26 protein-coding genes and 4 tRNA genes are annotated in these 20,987 nt (G+C 67.9%); 7 read left to right on the top strand and 23 right to left on the bottom strand.

Annotation, left to right across the window (positions count from 1 at the left end):
* The first annotated feature begins 95 nt into the window (after positions 1–95).
* Entirely contained in the window at positions 96–803 is a 708-nt protein-coding gene (locus H5393_RS05160; RefSeq protein ID WP_182765703.1) for a DUF937 domain-containing protein, read from the top strand.
* 158 nt (positions 804–961) lie between these two features.
* Positions 962–1,528, top strand: a complete 567-nt coding sequence (locus tag H5393_RS14830; RefSeq protein ID WP_182765702.1) for a DUF4870 domain-containing protein — start codon at positions 962–964, stop codon at positions 1,526–1,528.
* Between the two features lie 4 nt (positions 1,529–1,532).
* On the opposite strand, the gene H5393_RS05150 is transcribed toward H5393_RS14830, so the two are convergent.
* From H5393_RS05150 to H5393_RS05135, 4 genes are read right to left on the bottom strand one after another with little or no spacing between them, the layout of a single operon-like run.
* A complete protein-coding gene (locus H5393_RS05150; protein ID WP_076058839.1) occupies positions 1,533–2,156 on the bottom strand; it encodes an L-threonylcarbamoyladenylate synthase in 624 nt (207 codons plus the stop codon).
* Positions 2,157–2,165: 9 nt separating this feature from the next.
* Positions 2,166–3,053, bottom strand: a complete 888-nt coding sequence (locus tag H5393_RS05145) for an aldo/keto reductase (RefSeq protein WP_182765701.1) — start codon at positions 3,051–3,053, stop codon at positions 2,166–2,168.
* Between the two features lie 10 nt (positions 3,054–3,063).
* The gene (locus H5393_RS05140) at positions 3,064–3,486 is read right to left on the bottom strand and encodes a TadE/TadG family type IV pilus assembly protein (protein WP_182764634.1); all 423 of its coding nucleotides are present in this window, start codon (positions 3,484–3,486) and stop codon (positions 3,064–3,066) included.
* Positions 3,483–3,851, bottom strand: coding sequence for a TadE/TadG family type IV pilus assembly protein (locus H5393_RS05135; protein WP_182765700.1), 369 nt, complete (start codon positions 3,849–3,851; stop codon positions 3,483–3,485). The genes H5393_RS05140 and H5393_RS05135 overlap by 4 nt, the downstream gene beginning before the upstream one ends.
* Positions 3,852–3,994: 143 nt before the next feature.
* Between H5393_RS05135 and H5393_RS05130 the strand changes: the two genes are divergently transcribed.
* Positions 3,995–5,215, top strand: coding sequence for a pyrophosphate--fructose-6-phosphate 1-phosphotransferase (locus H5393_RS05130; protein ID WP_182765699.1), 1,221 nt, complete (start codon positions 3,995–3,997; stop codon positions 5,213–5,215).
* Positions 5,216–5,299: 84 nt separating this feature from the next.
* Here the strand turns inward: H5393_RS05130 and H5393_RS05125 are convergent, their stop codons facing one another.
* The 15 genes from H5393_RS05125 to H5393_RS05055 form a co-directional block, all read right to left on the bottom strand.
* On the bottom strand, positions 5,300–6,481 hold the full coding sequence (locus H5393_RS05125) for a YihY/virulence factor BrkB family protein (protein ID WP_182765698.1): 1,182 nt from the start codon (positions 6,479–6,481) through the stop codon (positions 5,300–5,302).
* 58 nt (positions 6,482–6,539) lie between these two features.
* Positions 6,540–7,088 (bottom strand): MerR family transcriptional regulator, encoded by a 549-nt coding sequence (locus tag H5393_RS05120; RefSeq protein WP_305791384.1) that lies wholly within the window; start codon positions 7,086–7,088, stop codon positions 6,540–6,542.
* A 153-nt stretch (positions 7,089–7,241) separates the two neighbouring features.
* On the bottom strand, positions 7,242–7,721 hold the full coding sequence (locus H5393_RS05115; RefSeq protein WP_182764630.1) for a bifunctional nuclease family protein: 480 nt from the start codon (positions 7,719–7,721) through the stop codon (positions 7,242–7,244).
* 14 nt (positions 7,722–7,735) lie between these two features.
* A complete protein-coding gene (locus H5393_RS05110; RefSeq protein ID WP_182764629.1) occupies positions 7,736–8,410 on the bottom strand; it encodes a MerR family transcriptional regulator in 675 nt (224 codons plus the stop codon).
* On the bottom strand, positions 8,410–8,901 hold the full coding sequence (locus tag H5393_RS14825) for an FHA domain-containing protein (RefSeq protein WP_182764628.1): 492 nt from the start codon (positions 8,899–8,901) through the stop codon (positions 8,410–8,412). The genes H5393_RS05110 and H5393_RS14825 overlap by 1 nt, the downstream gene beginning before the upstream one ends.
* A gap of 97 nt (positions 8,902–8,998) precedes the next feature.
* Positions 8,999–9,778, bottom strand: coding sequence for a DUF881 domain-containing protein (locus H5393_RS05100; protein ID WP_182765697.1), 780 nt, complete (start codon positions 9,776–9,778; stop codon positions 8,999–9,001).
* Positions 9,771–10,103, bottom strand: a complete 333-nt coding sequence (locus H5393_RS05095; protein WP_076058817.1) for a small basic family protein — start codon at positions 10,101–10,103, stop codon at positions 9,771–9,773. Before H5393_RS05095 ends, H5393_RS05100 begins: the two co-directional genes overlap by 8 nt.
* Before the next feature lie 10 nt (positions 10,104–10,113).
* Positions 10,114–10,860, bottom strand: a complete 747-nt coding sequence (locus tag H5393_RS05090; RefSeq protein ID WP_255436256.1) for a DUF881 domain-containing protein — start codon at positions 10,858–10,860, stop codon at positions 10,114–10,116.
* 20 nt (positions 10,861–10,880) lie between these two features.
* The gene (locus tag H5393_RS05085; protein ID WP_182765695.1) at positions 10,881–11,471 is read right to left on the bottom strand and encodes a CDP-alcohol phosphatidyltransferase family protein; all 591 of its coding nucleotides are present in this window, start codon (positions 11,469–11,471) and stop codon (positions 10,881–10,883) included.
* Positions 11,472–11,523: 52 nt separating this feature from the next.
* Positions 11,524–12,546: a glycosyltransferase family 4 protein gene (locus H5393_RS05080; protein WP_182765694.1), complete on the bottom strand. Its 1,023-nt coding sequence runs from the start codon at positions 12,544–12,546 to the stop codon at positions 11,524–11,526.
* Positions 12,543–13,367, bottom strand: a complete 825-nt coding sequence (locus tag H5393_RS05075) for a hypothetical protein (protein WP_182765693.1) — start codon at positions 13,365–13,367, stop codon at positions 12,543–12,545. The genes H5393_RS05080 and H5393_RS05075 overlap by 4 nt, the downstream gene beginning before the upstream one ends.
* Before the next feature lies 1 nt (position 13,368).
* Positions 13,369–13,905: an HIT domain-containing protein gene (locus H5393_RS05070; protein WP_182765692.1), complete on the bottom strand. Its 537-nt coding sequence runs from the start codon at positions 13,903–13,905 to the stop codon at positions 13,369–13,371.
* 2 nt (positions 13,906–13,907) lie between these two features.
* Positions 13,908–15,944: a threonine--tRNA ligase gene (thrS, locus tag H5393_RS05065; RefSeq protein ID WP_182765691.1), complete on the bottom strand. Its 2,037-nt coding sequence runs from the start codon at positions 15,942–15,944 to the stop codon at positions 13,908–13,910.
* An 82-nt stretch (positions 15,945–16,026) separates the two neighbouring features.
* On the bottom strand, positions 16,027–16,851 hold the full coding sequence (locus H5393_RS05060) for an EamA family transporter (RefSeq protein WP_182765690.1): 825 nt from the start codon (positions 16,849–16,851) through the stop codon (positions 16,027–16,029).
* Positions 16,852–16,882: 31 nt separating this feature from the next.
* Positions 16,883–17,545: an FMN-binding negative transcriptional regulator gene (locus tag H5393_RS05055; protein ID WP_182765689.1), complete on the bottom strand. Its 663-nt coding sequence runs from the start codon at positions 17,543–17,545 to the stop codon at positions 16,883–16,885.
* A 105-nt stretch (positions 17,546–17,650) separates the two neighbouring features.
* On the opposite strand from H5393_RS05055, the gene H5393_RS05050 reads away from it, so the two are divergent.
* Positions 17,651–18,355: a trimeric intracellular cation channel family protein gene (locus tag H5393_RS05050; protein WP_370585930.1), complete on the top strand. Its 705-nt coding sequence runs from the start codon at positions 17,651–17,653 to the stop codon at positions 18,353–18,355.
* 224 nt (positions 18,356–18,579) lie between these two features.
* Here the strand turns inward: H5393_RS05050 and H5393_RS05045 are convergent.
* The 4 genes from H5393_RS05045 to H5393_RS05030 all read right to left on the bottom strand — a co-directional run bounded on the left by H5393_RS05045 (position 18,580) and on the right by H5393_RS05030 (position 19,501).
* Positions 18,580–18,654: transfer RNA gene (locus H5393_RS05045), tRNA-Val, on the bottom strand.
* A gap of 1 nt (position 18,655) precedes the next feature.
* Positions 18,656–18,726: transfer RNA gene (locus H5393_RS05040), tRNA-Cys, on the bottom strand.
* Positions 18,727–18,777: 51 nt separating this feature from the next.
* Positions 18,778–18,850, bottom strand: a tRNA-Gly gene (locus H5393_RS05035).
* A gap of 102 nt (positions 18,851–18,952) precedes the next feature.
* Positions 18,953–19,501: an alpha/beta family hydrolase gene (locus tag H5393_RS05030; RefSeq protein ID WP_220488164.1), complete on the bottom strand. Its 549-nt coding sequence runs from the start codon at positions 19,499–19,501 to the stop codon at positions 18,953–18,955.
* A gap of 89 nt (positions 19,502–19,590) precedes the next feature.
* Here H5393_RS05030 and H5393_RS05025 point away from each other — a divergent pair.
* The 3 genes from H5393_RS05025 (at position 19,591) to msrB (ending at position 20,942) form a co-directional block, all read left to right on the top strand.
* Positions 19,591–19,662, top strand: a tRNA-Val gene (locus H5393_RS05025).
* Positions 19,663–19,720: 58 nt separating this feature from the next.
* On the top strand, positions 19,721–20,494 hold the full coding sequence (locus H5393_RS05020) for a sirohydrochlorin chelatase (RefSeq protein ID WP_182765686.1): 774 nt from the start codon (positions 19,721–19,723) through the stop codon (positions 20,492–20,494).
* A gap of 31 nt (positions 20,495–20,525) precedes the next feature.
* Positions 20,526–20,942, top strand: coding sequence for a peptide-methionine (R)-S-oxide reductase MsrB (gene msrB / locus H5393_RS05015; protein WP_182763407.1), 417 nt, complete (start codon positions 20,526–20,528; stop codon positions 20,940–20,942).
* The last annotated feature ends 45 nt before the right edge of the window (positions 20,943–20,987 follow it).

Genomic DNA, 20,987 nt, shown 5'->3' with positions numbered 1-20,987 from the left:
ACGCTGCTTCGCCGCTTTCCCCTTGACGAGCCGTGCCCTTGGGTAGCGTGGGGCATCTGCACCCCCTGCGTGCCGAACAGAGAAGGAGCACTGACATGTTCAACTACGAAGAGATCCTCGACGACCTCCCCATGGATCAGATCGCGCACGAGGTGGGAGAACCGCGCGCCGAGGTGGAGAACGCCGTGCGCAACGCGCTTCCGGCGCTCCTGATGGGACTAGGCGCAAACGCGCAGGACCCCGCCGGTGAGGCCTCCCTGGCCCGGGCGCTGCAGGACCACGACCCCGCGTTGCTGCGCGGGGGCGTCAACCTCTCGCAGGTGGACACCGCTGAGGGCGCCAAGATCAGCCACAACATCTTCGGTCGCAATGAAGAGGCGGTCGTGAACCAACTCGGCGGGCTGGGCGGCGGCAGCGGCCTCATCCAGAAGCTCATCCCGATCCTCGCCCCCATCGTCATGTCCTGGCTCGCCGGCAAGTTCATGGGCCGTGACGAGCGCCAGGGCCAGCCGGAAGCGACACCCACAGGACGTGGCGGTGGCGGTCTCGGCGACATCCTCGGTCAGGTGTTGGGCGGCGGCCGAGGCGAGCAGGCTCCCCCGCCGTCGACCCCTCAGACCGATCCGCAGTTCCGGGCACCCGCGCCGACGAACACCCCCGGCGCACCCACCATGCCGTTCCCGGACGAGGACGAAAACCCGCTCCCGCAAACGCAGCAGACCAACCAGCCCAGCGGCGGCGGCCTCGGTGGCGGTGTGCTCGGGCAGATTCTGGGAGACCTGCTGGGTGGCGGGCGCCGCTGACAGGGATCACCTCAGGACCTCCGTGGCCGGCCTCGCGCTCCCCCTCCTCGCGCGGGGCCGAAGGCCGGCCGCGAGCATCTCTTGCTGATCGGAGATCCCGCCCCACCCTGACGGAGGGTACGGGGTTACGCTGGTCTGGTCGTCCATGAGGAGGCATCGTGAGCCAGAATCAGCATGATTCGGACGCATCGTACGACCCCTACATCCGGCCACCGGCCACCCCGTCACCGCAGGCCGATGAAGCCTTCCTGCGGAGCTTCGGTCGCACGCCACCACCGGCTCCGCCGAGGAGCCCGAACGCCCCCTACTCGCCTCCCCGCGGGTACCGCGGCTACGACCCGGGTGCGCAGAATCTCTACGAGCCGCCGATGGCCTATCCCCTGGTGCCGAGACAGGGCTACCTCCCGGCCCGGCTGCCGGCCCAGCTGGAGCAGAACATGCTCCTCAACTACTGGCTCTCAGCTCTGTTCGGAATCGTGCCTGCCCTGATCTTCTTCGTGGTGGACAAGGGGAAGCACCCGTTGCAGGACGAGCACGTCAAGGAAATCCTCAACTTCGCCATCACCCGCTCGCTGGCGTCTCTGTTGGCGTTCATCCCGGTGATCGGCTGGTTCATCGCGGCGGGATACTTCGTGCTGGCGATCCTCGGCGCGCTGCAGGGCACCGCCGCCTACCGCCAGGGCCGGACCTACCGCTACCCCGCCACCATCCGCTTCCTGACCTGAGGCCTTACTCCTCGAACGGCGCCGGGTCTCCGGCGCCCACCCGGGCGACCTCCGGCACATCGCCGGTCATGTCGATCACCGTGGTGGGTTCGACGCCGCAGTCACCGCTGTCGATCACCGCTTCCACCTGGTGGTCCAGCAGTTCCTTGATGGCCCACCCGTCGGTCTGCGCCTCCTCATGGCCGGGCAGCAGGAGGGTCGAGGACAACAGGGGCGCACCGTAGGTGGCCAGCAGATCCAGCGTGGTGCGATGATCGGGGATGCGGACGCCGACGGTGCGCTTCTTGGGATGCATCATCATCTTGGGCACTTCCCGGGTGGCCTGCAGGATGAACGTGTACGGCCCGGGCGTGGCCGCCTTCACGGCGCGGAACACCCGGTTGTCCATCTGCACGTACTCACCCAGCTTGGCGAACTCGTCGACGACGAGCGTGAAGTGGTGCTTGTCATCCAGGTTGCGGATGCGCCTGATCCGCTCGATGCCCTCCGCGTTGCCGAGGGCGCACCCGAGCGCAAAACAGGAGTCCGTGGGGTAGACGATCAGCCCACCGTCGGCCAGGATCCGGGCAGCCTGCGCGAGCGTGCGCGGCTGGGGGTTGTCAGGATGCACATCGAAGTACTGAGCCATTGATCCAGGCTACCCACGGGCCAGGAGTTCATGGCTGATCCTGGCAACTTCATCGCCTGTCAGAGTGAGGTTCATGGCGGCCGCCGAGTCCGCGATGGTCTCCGGCCGTGAGGAACCGGGGATGGGGATGAGGTGCTCGTCGAGCGCCAGCATCCAGGCCAGCAGGGCGCGCTGGGCACTCACACCGTAGGCCTCACCCGTCTCCGCGAGCACGGGGTAGTTCTCGCCCACCTTCGCGGCAGGTCCGCCCGTGCCACCCAGGGGCGAGAACGGCAGGAAGGCGATGTCGCGGGCGGAGCAGTAGTCGAGTTCCTGCTTGCTTGTGTGGTTGAAGCGAGGTGAGAACTCGTTCTGGACGGCGGCGAGCCCACCGTCGCCCAGCACTTCGAGGGCAATGGCGATCTCCTCGACGTTGGCGTTGGAGATGCCCACCTCCGCCACCAGGCCCTCACGCTTGAACTGGGCGAAGGCCTCCACCTCTGCGGCGTACGTGATGCTGCGGTCCGGCCGGTGGAGGTAGTAGAGGTCGATCCGGCTGACACCGAGATTCTCGAGCGACGCCTCGAGCCGGCTGCGCAGGTAGTCGGCGGAGCCGTTGCGGCCCCACTTCTCCCCCTCGGCGCGGGTGATCCCGGCCTTCGTCGCGACCACCACCTTCGAGGTGTCGCCGCCGTAGGCGCGCAGGGCCTCGGCGATGAGTTGCTCGTTGTGGCCCATCGTGTCCCACGAGGGTGCGTAGATGTCGGCCGTGTCGATCAAGGTGATCCCGGCGTCCAGGGCCGCGTGGACCATAGCGATCCCCCTGTCGCGCGGCGCCCCCTCGAACGAGGCGGGCATCCCGCCCAGGCCGATCGGTGAAACGGAGAACTGTCCAATGCGTCGTTGCTGAGCTGCCATGTCTCTGATGCTACTTGCCCCGGAGTGGGTCGACCGGGGAAGCACGTTCAGCTGTCACCGAAATCGTGCCCGGAATGAACGGCAGCGAGATGTCGGCCAACTCGACGGCGCAGGTGATCGACACCGTGACCGCCGCCTGGGTGCCGAGCGCCCGCGCAACCCCGGTCGCGTCGGTGTCCACGGCCGTGTGCCGGCACGCGACGTCGCGCTGCAGCAGAGCCTGTTCGATGGCCGAGCGGGCCTCCCGCTGGGCCGCCGGCACGCTCCGCTCCAACGATGCGGCCCTCGCTCCGGCCGCCGCTGCGGCACCGACGTGCTGTTCCGCCAGGACCCCCCGCGCCAACGTCAGCAACAATCCGATGAACAGCACCAGCGCAGGCAGCACGACGGAGGCCTCCACCGAGACCGCGAGGCCCCGCTCCCCTCGGATCATGACTGCGTCACCCGCTCCGTCGTCACGACGACGGTCCGGCTGATGTCCCGGGGCCACACCACCACGACCGCCCGCCCGGTCACCGTGGCCGTGGTCAGCCGGGCGCCGCGGGTGACGTCTGCCGTGACGCCCGTCAGGGAGCCGTTGGCGGCGGCCTGCAGGGCGGCGGCCCGGCCCTCCCCCGCCGTGTTGCCCTCCACAGCTGCGACGGAGGCGCCCTGCTGCGCTGCGGCGATGGCGCTGCCCTCCGCCCACGACACCATCGCCCACTGGAGCAGGGCGAGGAACAGGCCGAGACCCACGGGGAATAGCAGGGCGGCCTGCACCGAGTTGCTCAGCCCACGCTCGTCTCTATGTCGCCCCATCCCGCCATCCTTCCAATGGGAGGGGTCAGGTTCCGCGTCCGCGGACGGCCTGTGGACAAAGCCCCCATGAGGAGCCCCATTCGACGGTGCAATAGGCTGGCCTCTGACGCGCTACGCGTCGCACCACACACGAAAGGACACTCATGGTCAAGAAGGTAGCCATCCTCACGGCCGGCGGCTTCGCTCCCTGCCTTTCCTCGGCGATCGGCGGACTCATCGAGCGCTACACCGAGGTCGCGCCGGAGGTTGACATCATTGCCTACCGCCACGGGTACCAGGGCCTGCTCCAGGGCGACTTCCTTGTCGTCGACGACACCGTCCGAAAGAACGCCGCTCTCCTGCACAAGTTCGGCGGTTCCCCCGTCGGCAACTCCCGCGTCAAGCTGACCAACACCAAGGACCTCGTCAAGCGCGGCCTGGTCGAAGAGGGCGCCAACCCGCTCCAGGTGGCCGCTGACCGCCTCGTCGCCGACGGCGTGGAGGTGCTGCACACCATCGGTGGCGACGACACCAACACCACGGCCGCAGACCTGGCCGCCTACCTGGCCGAGCACGACTACGGCCTGACGGTCGTGGGCCTGCCCAAGACCATCGACAACGACGTCATCCCGATCCGTCAGTCGCTGGGCGCCTGGACCGCGGCCGAGCAAGGCTCGATCTTCGCGCAGAACGTCGTGGCTGAACACAACTCCGGCTCGCGCATGCTGATCGTGCACGAGGTCATGGGCCGCCACTGCGGCTGGCTGACCGCCGCCACAGCGCAGAAGTACCGCGAATGGCTGAACGAGCAGGAATGGCTCCCCGAGATCGGCCTCTCGAAGGACGCGTGGGACGTGCACGGCGTGTACGTGCCGGAAGGCGAGATCAACATCGCCAAGGAGTCTGAGCGCCTGAACAAGATCATGGATGAGGTCGGCAACGTGACCATCTTCCTGTCGGAAGGTGCCGGCCTCGACTCGATCGTCGCCGAGATGGAAGCAGCGGGCGAAGAGGTGCCGCGCGATCCCTTCGGCCACGTCCGCCTCAACGACGTGAACCCCGGCGCCTGGTTCGCCGACCAGTTCGCCAAGAAGCTCAACGCAGAGAAGGTGCTGATCCAGAAGTCCGGCTACTTCAGCCGCTCCGCCGCTGCCAACGACGCCGACCTGGCGCTGATCAAGCAGTGCACGGACCTGGCGGTCGACAAGGCCCTCGCCGGCGAACCCGGTGTCATCGGCCACGACGAGGAGAACGGCGACGTGCTCACCGCCATCGCGTTCGATCGCATCAAGGGAGGCAAGGCCTTCGACATCAACCAAGACTGGTACAAGGAGATGCTGGCGGCCATCGGCCAGGAGTTCCCGGCTCCGGCCCACGCCCACTGAGCACCCAGCCTTACCCGCCCGCTCGTCTGAACGGACGCTGAGGGCACAGACCGGCCGCCCGTCAGGGCGGCCGGTTTCCGGTTCTCAGCCGCGCACCACGAAGCGCACGAGACCGACGAGCAGCGCGCCGATGCCGAGGCCCGTGGCGGCGCCGACGCCGTAGCCGATCCCCAGGTTGGTCTTCATCCCGCGGGCCGCGACGTCCTGGCGTACATAGGTCTCCGGGTCCGGTTCCGGGAGCGCGGCGGCGGCGCCGCGGAGATCGTCGAGGGTCTTGGTAGCCGCCCAGCGCTGGCTGGCCCGTCGAGCGGAGAGGACCGGCTCGACGTCGGTGTCGATGTCGATCTCGTTGGCCAGCCCGGAGTGCTCATCGGCGTACTTGCGGGCGTTCTCGGCCTGCCAGACGTGATCGGTGCCCACCCAGGCGGCGGTCATCAGGATGATGGTGGCCAAGAGGTTGAACACGAGCATCATCACGATGATGGGGCCGAACACCCCGACAGCCGCGTTGCCGCGGAAGACGCCCATGATGAGCCCAGCCACTGATTGCAGGATCGTCAGGAACGTGGCGCCGATCAGCGTGCCGATGAGCCAGGCGCGGGGCCGCGCGGCCCTGCGCGGCATCACGATGAACAGGAACGCCATCAGCAGCCAGCTCACCACGAACGTGAGCCCGACGGTGATGAGTCGCCACAGGATGCCGATCCCCGGGACGTCCTCCCAGCCCAGCCAGCCGATGACCTGTTGGCTGAGCCCGTGGCCCACCTGGGACACGCCCACGCCGATGCCCATGGCGATGAGCAGGCCGACGAAGATCGCCAGGTTGATGAGCAGCTCGACGAAGAAGTTGGACTTGACCGTGGCGTCGGAGAACTTGTCCGCCCACATGACGCGCACGGCGCGCTTGAGGTTGCCCACCCAGTTGGTTCCCGAGTAGGCGGCGGTCAGCAGGCCGATTCCGAAGATGCCGCGCCAGCCGGAAAGCGTCTCTGTGATGAACTCCCCGATGTCCTTGCCGACGCCCTCGTCGCCGAGTTGTGCGGTGATGGCGTTCTGGACCTGTTCCAGGAGATCTGGGCGCAGCACCGTGAGCGTGAGGCCCAACATGGCGAAGGCGAACATGAGGATGGGCACCATGGACAGCACGGTGAAGTAGGTGACGGCGCCGGCGAACTGTGGCCCCATCCGCTTGCCGTAGCGCTCGTTGGCCGCCATGGCGTGGGCGACCATGGGCTTGCTGGTGACCTTCTTGATCCAGTCCTTCACACGAAGGACACTACCGGGAAGCGGTTGCTACGGGCAGACCCTTTGGTCAGGCAGGTGCTCAGACGGCCCTGGTACGGCGGCGCATGGCCAGCTCGTCCGCCGGATGATCCTCGGGGGTCGCGTCGGAGATTCGCTCCCCGGGCAGTTCGGCGAGGGTGCCCTCGAGCTCGCGCCAGACGCTGCTGACGGAGATCATGAACATGCCCTGGCCGCCGCGGGACAGGTCGAACAGCTCGTTCGCGGACGTCACTTCGTAGACGCTGAAGCCGTCTGACACGAGTGTGAGTTCCGTCAGGTCGTCGACGCCGCGCTCACGCAGGTGCTCGATGGCCAACCGGATCTGCTGCAGCGAGATGCCCACGTCCAGGAACCGCTTCACCACGCGCAGGAGCAGGATGTCGCGGAAGGAGTAGAGGCGCTGGGTGCCGGAACCCTCGGCGTTACGGATGGAGGGGACGACGAGCCCGGTGCGGGCCCAGTAGTCGAGCTGCCGGTAGGTGATGCCGGCGACGCGGTGCGCGATGGGACCCCGGTAGCCCGTGTCGCTGGGCACAGGGGCGAAATCGCCGTCAAAGAGCACTTCCTGCAGCGCTGCCTTCTTGGTCACGATTCCTCGCTTTGCTCACCGCGCCGGTGGTGGATCACCGACGACTCTTATGACGCTAACCGTCCCTCTGGCCGCGGGTCAACGACACGCCCAACACCGGTGATATTTACACCGATGTGGTTCGACCTCAGCTTGAGGGTTGCGCGTCGATGGTCAGTGCTCCGGGTTCCCATCGTCTTCGAAATCCTCAGGGGTGACTCGGTCCAGGAACGCCCGGAAGGCCTCCACCTCGTCTGTGGGTGCGGTGTCAACCTCGACGCCCACCCGGTCCATCAGCGCCCGCGGGCACTCGATGCGCCAGCCGAGCCGGACAGCAACAGCCACCAGGTCACTGGGCCGGGCGTCGATCTCGTGACCACCTGCGTGCATCGAGGCCTGGTACACCCCGTCGTCGACGGACTCGATCACGACGATGCCCTCCCCCGGTTCCAGGAGTTGGAGGACGGCACCGAGCAGATCATGCGTCATGGGTCGCTCCGGCTGCCGGCCCTCCATGGCCACCGCGATGGCCGCCGCCTCAGGGGCGCCGATCCAGACAGGCAGGCAGCGGGTACCGCCCTCCTCCTGCAACAGCAGCACGGGCGGGTCCTCCGGAGAAATGATCCGGATGCCGAGCACTTCAAGGCCGATCATGGACACACATTAGCTCAGTGGATCTGGCCGTGAAGCAGCGCGGCGTGCGCCTGGAGCACTGATCTGTAGAGGTCGCGCACCACCTCAGGGGGCGGTCCCTGCCTGCGCCGGTACTGCTCGAGGATCTGCTCGACCAGGGCAGCCTCCATCGCGGCCGCCTGCTGCAACACGCGCATCTGGCGCAGATCGACCCCGTAGTCTGCGAGCTTCTTCGCGGAGCGGGCCAGCGCGACCGCCTCCGGGCCGTACAGCTGGGAACCCCGCCGCGGCTGGATGATGCGCAGCCGCTCCAACTGGATCAGCGCGGCCTCGCCGAGGCCGGACTCCGCGAGCACCTGTCGCCGGGCCATGAGCCCGACCCCCGTGTTGGGAACGCGCCGCTGCTTGGGTTCCGACGACTCCTCCACCGGGTGGGCATCGTGGTCCGGCGGCTCTTCACCGCGGTCGATCGCCTCCAGTTCCTCACGGATCACTTTCAGCGGCAGGTAGCGGTCGCGCTGCGCACGCAACACGTACAGCAGCCTGTCCACGTCCTGTTGGGAGAATCTGCGATAGCCGGACGGCTGTTGGCGATCCGGTGAAATCAGTCCCTCTGCCTCGAGGTACCTCAGCTTGGATACGGAGATGTCAGGGAACTCGGGACGGATCATCTCCAGTACGACGCCGATGGTCCGCGCCGCTCCCGACATCAGCCCAGTCCGGGCTCACTCAGCGAGATCGTGGCCCGGTACTTTCCGATCTGGATCTCGTCACCTTCGCGCAACACGGTGCGCCCGTCAAGGAGCGTGCGGTTGACGTACGTGCCGTTGAGGCTCCCCAGGTCCTCAAGGTACAGCTTGCCGCCGCTGCGGACGAACTTCGCGTGGTGCCTGGAGACGGTGATGTCGTCGAGGAAGATGTCCGATTCCGGGTGACGACCAACATTGGTGATGTCCGAGTCGATGAGGAACCGGTTCGAGTTGCCGGGGCCACGGTTGACGATCAGCAGGGCGTTGCCGGCGGCCAGGGTCTTGGCCGCTGCCCGCTCCTGGTCTGTCAGCTGTACGGACTCAGTGGGTTCTTCGGCGGTGACCGGGAACATCGTGGTGGTGTCACCGGTGGGGTCAGTCAGCGAGGCGCCGCAATTGCTGCAGAACCTTGCCTCGACCGGGCTCTCAGATCCACAAGTGCGGCACTTCATCGGAGTCACTTCCTCGTCTCAGCGGGGTGGGCTCATTCCCCTGTCCAGGCCATGTGAAAGGCTACGTGAGGAAACTTATCACCCGTGGGCAAGCCTGTTAACGGGGGCGCGCGAACTGCGGCTCGGCAATTTCCACCACGGAGGAGATGTCCACGTCCTCCAGCTGCTCGATCGCCACCCTGCCGCCGACCCGTTCTCCCTCGATCTCGCTCACCAGTCCGCCGCGGAACCGCGCGCCGGCCTCCAGGGTGGCCGGATCACCGATCGCATCAATGACGTAGGGCTCAGCCAGAGCGACCCCGTCGGCCGTCACCGCCCCGCTCTCGTCCGCCGCGAAGTAGGAGTTCATCACCAGCCGGACGGCGTCATTGAGCTCGATCACCTCGGCGCCGGCGTCGCGCAGTTCCTCGACGGCGTTGAGCAGCAGCTCGGCTGTGACGCGCTCCCCCGGGTCCTGGATCTCGATGCGGATCCCGGGACCCGCTGCAGGGACAGTGCCGGCGATGATGCGGGCCTGCTCCAGACGCCGGGCCGCCTCCTCGCGGGCCGCTTGGTCTCGGTCCGCGCCGCTCAGCAGTTCTGTGCGCGAGCGCTCCAGCTCTCGCACCTGTTCCTCCAAGCGGCGGGTCTCGCCGGTGACATTGTCCAGCAACTGGATGAGGTCTGCCTGCCGCACGTTGGCGAACTCCGGCTGGGTGGCCTGCGAGCGCAGCGTCAACACGACGATCAGCGCGGTCAGGAACAGCGCGAGCCCGACGACGAACTGGCCCCTGCTGGGCCGGAAAAAGTCGCGCAGCAGACTGCGTTCCTTCCTGGCGGCGGCCCGACGCGGCTCCCGCGCCTCGTCCACCTGCACCTCGTCCACGGGCTCAGGCATGCAGGACCGCCCTCCGGATGGCCGCGGCGTTGGTGAAGATACGGATCCCGAGGACGACCACGACGCCGGTGGAGAGCTGGGACCCGACGCCGATCTGGTCGCCCACGAACACGATGAGGCCTGCGATCACGACGTTCGACAGGAAGGACACGAGAAACACCCGGTCCGAGAAGATGCCCTCCAGATAGGCGCGGGTGGCGCCCAGGATGGCGTCGAAGGCCGCGACGATCGCGATGGGCAGGTAGGGGGCGAGGACCGGCGGCAGCGTGGGCTGGAGGACGACGCCGAGCACCACGCCCGCGATGAGTCCGAGAATCGCGTACATTGAATGTCCCCTACTTCTCTTTGGCGTAGCGCACCGTCATGCCGGGGTCAGCCGGAAGGATGAGGTCGTCGTCGGCCTGGGTGATGGTCAAGGACAGCCCGTAGTTCTGCACGATGAGGTGCCACCACGCTGCCCCGGTGGTTTCGTTGAATCTGGCCTGGAGCGTATCAGGATCACCAATAACCTCCAGCCGGTACGGCGGGCTGAGGGACACGTAGTCAACCGTGATTGCGGCACCGGCGCTGCGGATGGGGGTGAGCACACTGAGCCGCCGACCGTTGACGCTGATGGCCTCCGCCCCGGCCTGACGCAGGCCGTTGACGAGGCGGGTGAGGTCGCCGTCGAGCACCATGCCCTGGGCCGAGGTGGCGTCGTCGGCGTCGTCCACGGTCACGATGATGCCGGGACCCGTGACCGACGAGGCGCCGGAGAGCCTGTCCAGGAGGAGGAGCAGATCCCGCTCTGCTGGGTTCCCGAGCGCTTCGGCTCCCAGCTGGCGGACCTCGTCCTCGAGTTCCGAGGCGGTGTCGCCGAGGATGGCCTGCCGCTCCCGCGCGCCGGCCACCCTGTCGAGCAGTTCCTGGCGCTGCTCGGCCGCGCTGCCTGTGCTCCGGGTGGTCTGCAGGAGGGCGACGGTGAGCAGGATCACCACGAGGGCGACCACGACGGCCAGGCGCGCCGGCCGGTTCCGGGGGGCGGTTGTGCTGCGGTACTCCGGCTCCAGCGCCTCAGCCTGCAGGTCTGTGAGCAGGCTCATGCTGGCATCGGGGCGACGCCTCACCGGGCCTCCCGCCCGAGCAGAATCGTCTCGCGCACGTACAGCGAACCCGCTGCCCAGTACGCGACGGCGCCGGCCCAGCCGAAGCTCCACCCCGTCCAGTGCGCCCATTCCCAGCCGAGGGAGGACCCGGCGCCCAGCAGGATCAGGGGGAAGGCGAGGAGCAGCAGCATGGTGCCGGTCTTCCCCACCCAGTTGACGGGCAGGGCAACCAGGCCGTGGCGCTTGAGCGCGGGCACCAGGAGCGCCAGCATCACGTCGCGGGCCACGAGCACGACCACGAAGTAGACGGGCACGATGTCGCGCACCAGCAGCGCCACCAGCGCGGCGAGGATGTACAGCCGGTCTGCGACGGGGTCCAGCTTGGCTCCGAGCGGGCTGCGCTGCCTGAGGCGGCGGGCGAGGAAGCCATCGACCCAGTCTGTGGCCCCGAACCCCGCCAACAGCGCGACGGCCGCGACATCCTGCCCGGCGATGATCAGCCACGTGAACAGCGGAACGCCGAGGAGCCGGATGAAGCTCAGCACGTTGGGCAGGGTGAGCACCGCGTCGGTGTCGAACTCCTGAGGAGGAACCAGCGATGCTTGCACATTGCCAGCCTAGGCCATCGCGCAGACAGGCCCGCCGGTTTCGACGCGTCGCCTACGCGCCTGCGAGTGCCCTGGCGTAGACGTCCTCGATCTGGGGTCCGACCACATCCCAGGAGAAGCGTCTCGCCGACTGCCAGGCAGTGACCGGATCCGCCGGGGAGGCGAGCCTCGAGCGCAGCTGCGCCGACGCCACGGCCAGGTCGTCAGGTGGGAAGAAGGAGGCGACGGCATCGTCATCGACGACCGCTCGGAAGGCGGGGAGGTCGCTGGCCACCACCGCGCAGCCCCGGGCCAACGCCTCGATCAGGATGATCCCGAAGGACTCCCCGAAGCGGTTGGGGGCCACCAGCACGCGGGCCTGCTCCAACCAGCGGTTCCGCTCCCCGTTGCTGAGGGAGCCGAGTTCGCGGACCTGCGCCGCTCCCCCGGTGCCGGGGCCGATGGCCACAAAGGTCGCCTCGGGAACCAGATCGGCCAGGGCCGCGAAGGTGGGGTACCCCTTCCGCGGTTCGTTGAGCCGGCCGACGAACAGGACCACGTCGCCCTGCTTCGCTGCGGGGGGCACGATGGGCACCTCCACCGCGTTGGGCACGACGACCGGAGCCGCGCCCGTGACGATGCGCGCCGTCTCCGCTGCCGCTTCCGACACCGCGATGCTCTGGCGAGGCGGCAGCAGCGCCGCGCGTAGCCGGAGCGGAACGCCGAGGAGCCCGGGCCGGAAGTGGGCGTGGTGGGTCACCACGAGTGTGTTGCGGGCCGAACGCGCCACCGCATAGGCGACTCCTGGCGTCAGCGGCTCGTGCACGTGGACCAGGTCGGCGCCGTCGATCGCGGCGCGGGCCTTCATCGCCTGATCGGGCAGCACGCCCAGGTGCGCCACTGAGCCGTTGAACGGCAGGCTGACCGCCCTTCCCAGGAGGTGCACGTCGTCGTTCGACGGTCCCGTGCCCGGTGCCACCACGAAGGGCCGGTGGCCACGGCTCCTGAGCCAGGCCGCGAGCCCGAGCACGTGCGTCGCCACGCCGCCCGGCTGGTCCAGCGAGTACGGGCACACGAGCGCGACGCGGAGGCTCACACGAACACCTTGCGCAACATCAGCCAGCTCTCCGGGTGTCGCCGCACGGCATCGGCGAAGACCTCCACGGCACCCGTCATCAGTTCCTCGGCGCTGTCACCCCCGATGGGTTCCGAGACTTCCAGCCTGAGCCGGTCACCGTCGAAATACGTGGTGGTGACCCGGAGATCGGCCCCCGTGCGCCGCGCGAGGAGCGCCGGACCGGCAGGCACGCCCACGAGCGCGTCGGCCCCCGGCCACGGCACTTTGAGCCCACGGGAGGTGAGGTCACGGTCGGCCAGCAGGCAGACCAGCCGGCCGGCCGTCACGTCCTCGGCCAGCAGTCGCATCACGTCCGGTTGGTCGACGGGGTAGATGATCATGCCCATGCCGGCGCGGGCCTCGGCGAAACGCTCGTAGACCCCGTTGGGCAGGCGTTCGGCGACACTGACCACCTTGAGCCCGACCCTGGCCGCCCAGGCACCGGCGAAATCCCAGGAACCCATGTGAGGCAGCGCCAGGACCAACCCAGGACCGGCCACCGACTCTCGCAGCCTCGCCAGGTGGTCGTCGTCGATCGACACGACCCGGAGGATCTCCTCGTCGCTCCACCCCGCAAGGCTCAGTGACCAGAGGTTGTTGCGGATCCAGTTGGCCAACAGACGACGGCGTTGCCCGCTCGTCGGTTTGGCGCCGGTTGCGTGTTCCACCGAATCTGCCCACGCGTCGACGGCCGGCAGCCGCTTCAGCGAGACGAGTGGCCCGGCCAGCCGCGCGAAGGCGTCGCCGAGCCGCCGGGGCACCCGTCGGCCCACCGCCCAGACGACCGTGCTGAGGTCCACGTCAGCGGTGCCAGGCCTCGGCCAGCAGCCTGCGGGCGTCGCCGAGGAGTTGCGGCACGGCCTTGGTCTGAGCGATGACGGGCATGAAGTTCATGTCGCCCTTCCAACGCGGCACGATGTGCTGGTGCAGGTGCATGGCGATGCCCGCCCCCGCCACGTCGCCCTGGTTCATGCCGATGTTGAAGCCGTGCGGCTTCGAGACGCTCCGCACCACGCGCATCGCCTCCTGGGTGAGCTCGGAAACCTCGCGGGTCTCCTCAGGCGTCAGGTCCGTGTAGTCGGCGACGTGCCGGTAGGGGCACACCAGCAGGTGTCCGGGCGAGTACGGGAACAGGTTCATCACCACGTACGCGTGCTCGCCGCGGGCGACGACCAGTCCGTCGTCGTCCGTGCGCTTGGGTGAGGTGCAGAACGGGCAGTCATGGCCGCCCGTCGGCTTGCCCTCCCCCTCGATGTAGACCATGCGGTGGGGCGTCCAGAGCCGCTGGAACGCGTCCGGCACACCTGGCAGCGTGCCGGACGCCTCGAAGTCGTCCATCGTCACTCGCCGGCGGTGGGCGACTCGTTGGAACGCGACGCGATGAAGTCGAGGATGGTGGTCACCGCGTCGTCGACACTCACGGCGTTGCGCTGCGACCCGTCACGGAACCGGAACGACACAGTGCCGCCGTCGCGGTCCTCGCCGCCGGCGATCAGGATGAACGGGGCCTTGCCCTGCGTGGCGTTGCGAATCTTCTTGCCGAACCGGTCGTCCGAGGTGTCGAAGTCCACCCGCACGCCCTCGGCCTGCAGTTGCGCGACGACGCCGCCGAGGTACTCGTCGAACTCCGAGGCCACCGGGATCGCCGTCACCTGGACCGGCGACAGCCAAGCAGGGAACGCGCCCGCGTAGTGCTCGATGAGCACGCCCATGAAGCGCTCGATGGAGCCGAACTTCGCCGAGTGGATCATCACCGGCTGCTGGCGCGAGCCGTCGGAGGCCGTGTAGTGCAGGTTGAAGCGCTCCGGCTGGTTGAAGTCGTACTGGATGGTCGACATCTGCCAGGTGCGCCCGATAGCGTCCTTCGCCTGGATGGAGATCTTCGGACCGTAATAGGCCGCGCCACCAGGGTCGGCCACCACGGGAAGGCCCGATTCGCGGGCGATGCCCTCGAGAATCTCGGTGGCCTCGGCCCACTGCTCGTCGGAGCCGATGAACTTGTCCTTCTTCTTGCCGTCCTCGTCGCGGGTGGAGACCTCCAGCGCGACGTCGGTGAGCCCGAAATCGTTGAGCAGCGACAGGACGAAGCGCAGCAGGTGCCGCACCTCGTCCGGCGCCTGTTCCTTGGTGCAGTAGCTGTGCGAGTCGTCCTGGGTGATGGAACGCACTCGGGTCAGCCCCTGCACCACGCCCGAGGCCTCGTCGCGGTACACGGTGCCGAACTCGAAGAAGCGCAACGGCAGGTCCCGGTAGGAACGGCCCCGCGACGAGAAGATCAAGTTGTGCATCGGGCAGTTCATGGCCTTGAGGCGGTACGCCTGGCCACCCTTGACGACGTTGCCCTGCTCGTCGCGCTCGGCGTCCTCCAAGATGGGGGGGAACATGCCATCGGCGTAGTACGGCAAGTGGCCGGAGGTGTAGAACAGTTCCTCCTTGGCGATGTGCGGCGTGCCGACGTAGTCGAAGCCCTCCTGGATGTGGCGGGTGCGCACGTAATCTTCCATCTCGCGCTTGATCACACCCCCGCGGGGGTGGAACAGCGGGAGGCCGGAGCCCACGATCTCGTGGAAGCTGAACAGGTCGAGTTCGGTGCCGAGCTTGCGGTGGTCACGCTTGGCCGCCTCGTCCAGCCGGGTCTTGTAGGCCTGCAGTTCGTCCTTCGACGGCCACGCGGTGCCGTACACCCGCTGCAGGCCGGCGTTGCGCTGGTCCCCCCGCCAGTAGGCGGCGGACGTGCGGGTGAGCGCCCAGCCGTTGCCGAGGTAGCCGGTGTGCGGGATGTGGGGGCCCCTGCAGAGGTCCTTCCACGCCACCGAGCCGTCGCGGTTCAGGTTGTCGTAGATGGTGAGTTCGCCGGCGCCGACCTCGACGGAGGAACCGTCGTCGTCCGAAGCGCTGGACTTGTCGGAGATGAGTTCGAGCTTGAACGGCTCGTCAGCCAGCTCCGCGCGGGCCTCTTCGTCTGTCACGACGCGGCGCACGAAACGCTGGCGCGCCTTGATGATCTGGCCCATCTTCTTCTCGATGGACTTGAGATCGTCAGGGGTCAGCGGGTCCACCTGGAAGTCGTAGTAGAAGCCGTCGGTGATCGGCGGCCCGATGCCCAGCCGCGCGTCCGCGTGCAGGTCCTGCAGCGCCTGCGCGGTGACGTGGCCGCACGAGTGGCGCAGGATCGAGAGGCCCTCCGGGCTGTCGATCGCGACCGGCTCCACGATGTCGCCGTCGACCAGTTCGCGCTGGAGGTCCAGGAGTTCGCCGGCGACGCGCATGGCGACGACCGTGCGGTCCTCACCGAAGAGATCGAGCCCCGTGGTCGTGGTAGTCAGCTCCACCTGGTCCGCCTGGTCGTTGCGGTGGACGGTGATGACTCCACTCATGGGGCACTCCTTGTGGTGTGGTCGGTTGATCTGACGACCCCCATTGTGCCGCGTGGAGCGCAACCGTGGTAGTTGGGTCCCATCACTGCCGCGCCGTCCTGATCGCGCCGATGGAGGCGACGATGACGCAGGCCATCGCCACCCATTCCGGCCAGCGCAGCCACTCCCCCAGCACCATCCAGGCGAAGAGGGCCGCCGCGGCGGGCTCGAGGCTCATGAGGATCGAGAACGAGGCGGCCTTCAGGGATCGCCTGGCCTGGAGTTCCATGGCATACGGGATCACGGTGCTGAGCAGCGCCACGGCGGCCATCACGCCGAGCACCCTGAGGTCGCCGAACGCGCCGTCGGCCAGCAGAGTGCCCGGAACGATCAGGGCCGCGGCGCCGATGAGGCTGCCGACGGTGAGCCCACTCATGCCCTCCCATCGCCTGCCCACGGGTCCCGCCAACGCGATGTAGGCCGCCCAGAGGGCGCCGGCAGCCAGGGCTAACACCATGCCGAGCCGGTCCACGACGGTGGGGCCCGCGCCCAGCAGCACCACGCCGGTCGCCGCGAGCGAGACCCAGAGGATGTCCAGCCACCTGCGTGAACCGAGCACGGCCAGGGCCAGTGGGCCGACGAATTCGAGCGTGACGGCCAGTCCGATGGGGATGCGCTGGAAGCTGAGGTAGATCAGCATGTTCATCCCCGACAGACACAGGCCATAGGCGACGACGACCAGCCAGTCGCGGGCGCTCCGGCCAGTCACCCGGGGTCGGGAGAAGGCGAGGAAGATGACCGCGCCGATGAGGGCCCGCAGGAACGCGAGGGTGACGGGATGGGCCGAGTCGAAGATGGACTTGGCGATCGCCGCCCCGAACTGGACGGAAGCGATGGCGATCAAGACCAGGACGACGGGGCGGGGCACGGCCCGACTCTACGCTGCCAGTGCGCTCCGGCTACTGGGCGCGGTGCTGGTCGCGGAGCATCGTCAGAGTCCCGAAGCGGCGCTCGGCATGCGGGAGACTCACCTCGCGGAGGTAGTCGGCCACCTCTGCGGGGCCGTGCTGCTCGAAGTGCCGGATGAGGCTGCGGATGTCGTCGGGATGGCGGTTCTGGCTCATTTTGGCCTTCGCCTCGATCCGGTCGATCTCGAGTTCGACGCCGACGATGGCGCGCGACATGAGGCCCAACTTCTCCGCCCCGACGGCGTCGAGCACTTCGGGCTCCTCCATGCGTTCGGTCAGGGCGCTTGCGGCGCGAAGCGCTGCGTCGGGACTCGGGTCGATACGCACGGGGCCCCAGGCATGGATCGTCAGGTAGTCCCATGTGGGGACGTTGGGCAGTTCCTGGTTGGTGGCGTACCAGTGGGGCGAGACGTACGCGTCGGCGATGTCCAAGATGGCCATCCCACGGCCGGTGATCGGGGTCCGGGCCTGGGGGTTGTTGCGCACCAGGTGGGTCACCAGCACGCGGGATCGGCCGCGGGATTCGCAGTGCATGGGGACGAAGGTCGACAGCGGTCCGTCTTCATGGACGGTCACGAGATTGCCGGGACGCACCTCGGCGAGCAGTTGCTGCAGGCGGTCCTCGGGAAGGCTGAAGTGGTCTGGCACGTGCACGCAGCCACCCTAGGCGCTGGCCGTGCTGGCGCCGCCTCCGGGGCGGGTCATTTTCTGTCCACCGCGCCCCGTCCTGCATCATTGTCCTTGCATGAGAGGAGATACGTGCTCACAATTCTCTGGGCGATCGGCATCACTGCGGAGGGAATGACCGGGGCCCTGGCCGCCGGCAGGGAACGCATGGACCTCTTCGGCGTCATCATGGTCGCGCTGGTCACGGCGCTCGGTGGCGGATCCATCCGCGACGTCCTGTTCGGGCACTATCCGCTCACGTGGGTCCGCGATCCCGAGTACGTGTTGCTCGTCGTGCTCGCAGCCGTCATCACCATCTCTATCGCCGGGATCATGAAGTACTTCCGGCAACTGTTCCTCGCACTCGATGGTCTCGGTCTGGTGGTCTTCTCCATCCTCGGAGCGCAGGTGGCCCTCGACATGGAACTGGGCATCATCATCGCGGTCGTCGGTGCCGTGGTGACCGGCGTGGCGGGCGGCATCATGCGGGATCTCTTCTGTGACCGGATCCCGTTGGTGTTCCGGGAGGAGTTGTACGCCTCCGTGTCCGTCATCGCCGCGCTGCTCTTCGTGGGTCTGTTGGAGGTGGGCGTCGCCCACAATGCGGCGGTGGCCGTCACCCTGGCCGTCGGTTTCGCCCTGCGGATGCTGGCCATCAAGTTCCGCTGGCGGTTGCCCGTCTTCGAGTACCAGGATTCAGCGGTCGACGGGCGCAAGGCCCTTCGGAAGGTCGCGCTGAGCCTCCGCAGCCTCCGTCTGCTGCGCCTCCAGGACCGTCGACCCGTCATCGACGACTGAGCGCTACCGCCTCAGTTCACTGACGCGTCGCCCCGTGGAGATGACGTCCAGGTCCCACACGACGCGCTCCGACTCAGTCGTGAGGTCGACGGGGATCAAGCCCACGGAGCCAATGGGGAACCCTCGCGACCCATTTCCGGGAAGAGTCGTCCCCGAACACCACGATTTGAGTGTGGCGCATCAGCCGCAAATAGAAAAGACACCCGGCATGGCCGGGTGTCTTCTGGTGGGCGGTACTGGGTTTGAACCAGCGACCTCTTCCGTGTCAGGGAAGCGCGCTACCACTGCGCCAACCGCCCGAGGTGGAGACGGGATTTGAACCCGTGTACACGGATTTGCAGTCCGTTGCCTCGCCTCTCGGCCACTCCACCGGGTGGAGGGTTACCCTCCCCTTGTGGGTCTGGGAGAGACCTTGATCTCCGAGCGGACGACGAGATTCGAACTCGCGACCCTCACCTTGGCAAGGTGATGCTCTACCAACTGAGCTACGTCCGCTTCGCGCTACCGCTGCTCCCCTTCCGGTTTGCCGCGTTCGGCGCGTAGAGAACATTAGTCCACGGATTCAGCAAAGTGCAAATCGCCGGTTCCTCAGCGCGATCACGCGCTGACCCGTTCACCCAGCCAGTCCGCGATCACCTGCTCCACCCGCTCCAGCTCCCGGCTCAGGGTGTGCGTACCGTCCACGAGGGCGACGCGCCTCGTCGCACCCTCCTCCGGGAGCCCGAACGGGTCTTTCCTGCCTTGGACGACGAGCACCGGGACCGACACGGAGTACAACTCGGACCCCCGGTCCGCGCCCTTGGGCGACACGAGCGGGAAAGCGAGACACAGCACCGCCGAAGCACCCACCTCAGCCGCGGACCGGCACGCCACCCGCGCCCCGAACGAGCGACCACCCACGACCAGGACGCCGCCGGGCACCTGCGGCCGGAGCTGCCCGACTACCTGCACCCACGCCCGCTCGGCGTTGGCGATGGGCGGCGGCAGACTGCGACCGGCGACCCTGTAGGGCTGCTCCACCAGCGCCACGACGAAGCCCGCCTCCAGACCCGCCTTCAGCGCGGCCCTGAGATCTGCGGTCTCCACTCCCCCGCCAGCCCCGTGCCCGAGCACCATGAGGCCCGCGGCGCCTGCCGGATAGGACACGTGAGCCCGCGCATTTCCCGTGGTTGTGGGGACCTCCAGGACCTCAGTTCGCATTCTGGTTTCCGATCCGCTAGAGTTTTTCTTCGCTAGGGCGATTGGCGCAGTGGTAGCGCGCTTCGTTCACACCGAAGAGGTCGGCGGTTCGAAACCGCCATCGCCCACTCTAGTGGGGCTTTCCGACGCTGGTTTTGCCCACCGAGGGCCCGGAGGAATGAGGCGATGACAGCACCCGCGATCGTACTCGTGGCCGACGGCCCCGACGACGAAGCTGTGAACTCCTCCCTGGAGGCCATCCTCGAGGACCTCCGTAGTGCGCGCAGCGACCTCCGGGTCTTCCTCGGCCGCATCGGCGGCCCCGAGCCCCGGCTCGAAGACGTGGTGGCCCAACTCGTCGCGGACGAGGTGGCAGAGGCGGTGCTGATCCCCCTGGACCTCGTTTCCGCAGCAGATCACGCCCCCGTGCTCGACACCTTCCAGCGTTCTCCAGACATCCACCTCGCTGTCAGCCGCCCCGTGGGCCCGGCCAGCGAACTGCTGAACATCCTCGACGAGCGGGTCAGGGAAGCGTTGCACCGCGGCGGCGCCCTCGAGATCGACGGACTCATCCTCGCGGCGCCTGCCGGCGGCGACGTCCGTGGCTCATCGTTGCTGGCCCGTCGCGCCCGCCAATGGTCGGCCCACCACCGGATCCCGGTTCAGTTGGCGGTCGACGAGGGCAGCGGCAGGGCCACCGCGTCCGCGGTCGCCGCCCTGCGCGGACAGGGGCGCCGTCACATCGCCGTCGGAGGCGTCTTCCTGGCCCCCACGCCGGACTACCATGCCCACGCCCATGCGGCGTTGCGCGCCGGGGCCATCGCCGTGACCTCGCCCATCGGCCCCACTCCCCATCTGAGGCAGCTCATCCTCGCCCGCTATGCGTTCGGCGCGATGGAGTTGCTCGACGGCACCCCCACGCAGTTGTCCGCGGAGGTCTTGGAGGGCGAGGAGGACTGATCAGCTTGCGGTGGCGATTATCATCGTCTTCATGACTGACCAGTACGTCCCGAAGCTGATCAAACCGGATACCGAATGGCGCGAGCAGCTCAGCAAGATGGAGTACCACGTCCTTCGCGAGGCCGGCACGGAGCGGCCGTTCACGGGCGAATACACCGACACCGAGGACGAGGGGGTCTACGAATGCCGGGGCTGCGGCGCGGAACTGTTTCGCAGCAATGAGAAGTTCCACTCCAACTGCGGCTGGCCCAGCTTCTTCGCCCCGCTGGCGGAGGAACGCGTCCGCTACATCGAGGACAGGTCGCTGCCCGGTCGCCCCCGCGTCGAGGTGCGGTGCAGCAACTGTGACGGGCATCTGGGCCACGTCTTCGAGGGCGAGGGCTATGAGACGCCCACCGACCTGCGTTTCTGCATCAATTCCGTGTCCCTGAACCTGCGCCGTTCCTGAGCAGGGCTTCTCGGCGCGCCACCACCGAAAAGCGTGGCGCCGCGC

The sequence above is a fragment of the Tessaracoccus sp. MC1756 genome (assembly GCF_014164735.1).
Taxonomy (GTDB): domain Bacteria; phylum Actinomycetota; class Actinomycetes; order Propionibacteriales; family Propionibacteriaceae; genus Arachnia.
The sequence above is the reverse complement of the archived record's forward strand: the minus strand, read 5'-3'. Positions and strand labels throughout refer to the sequence as shown.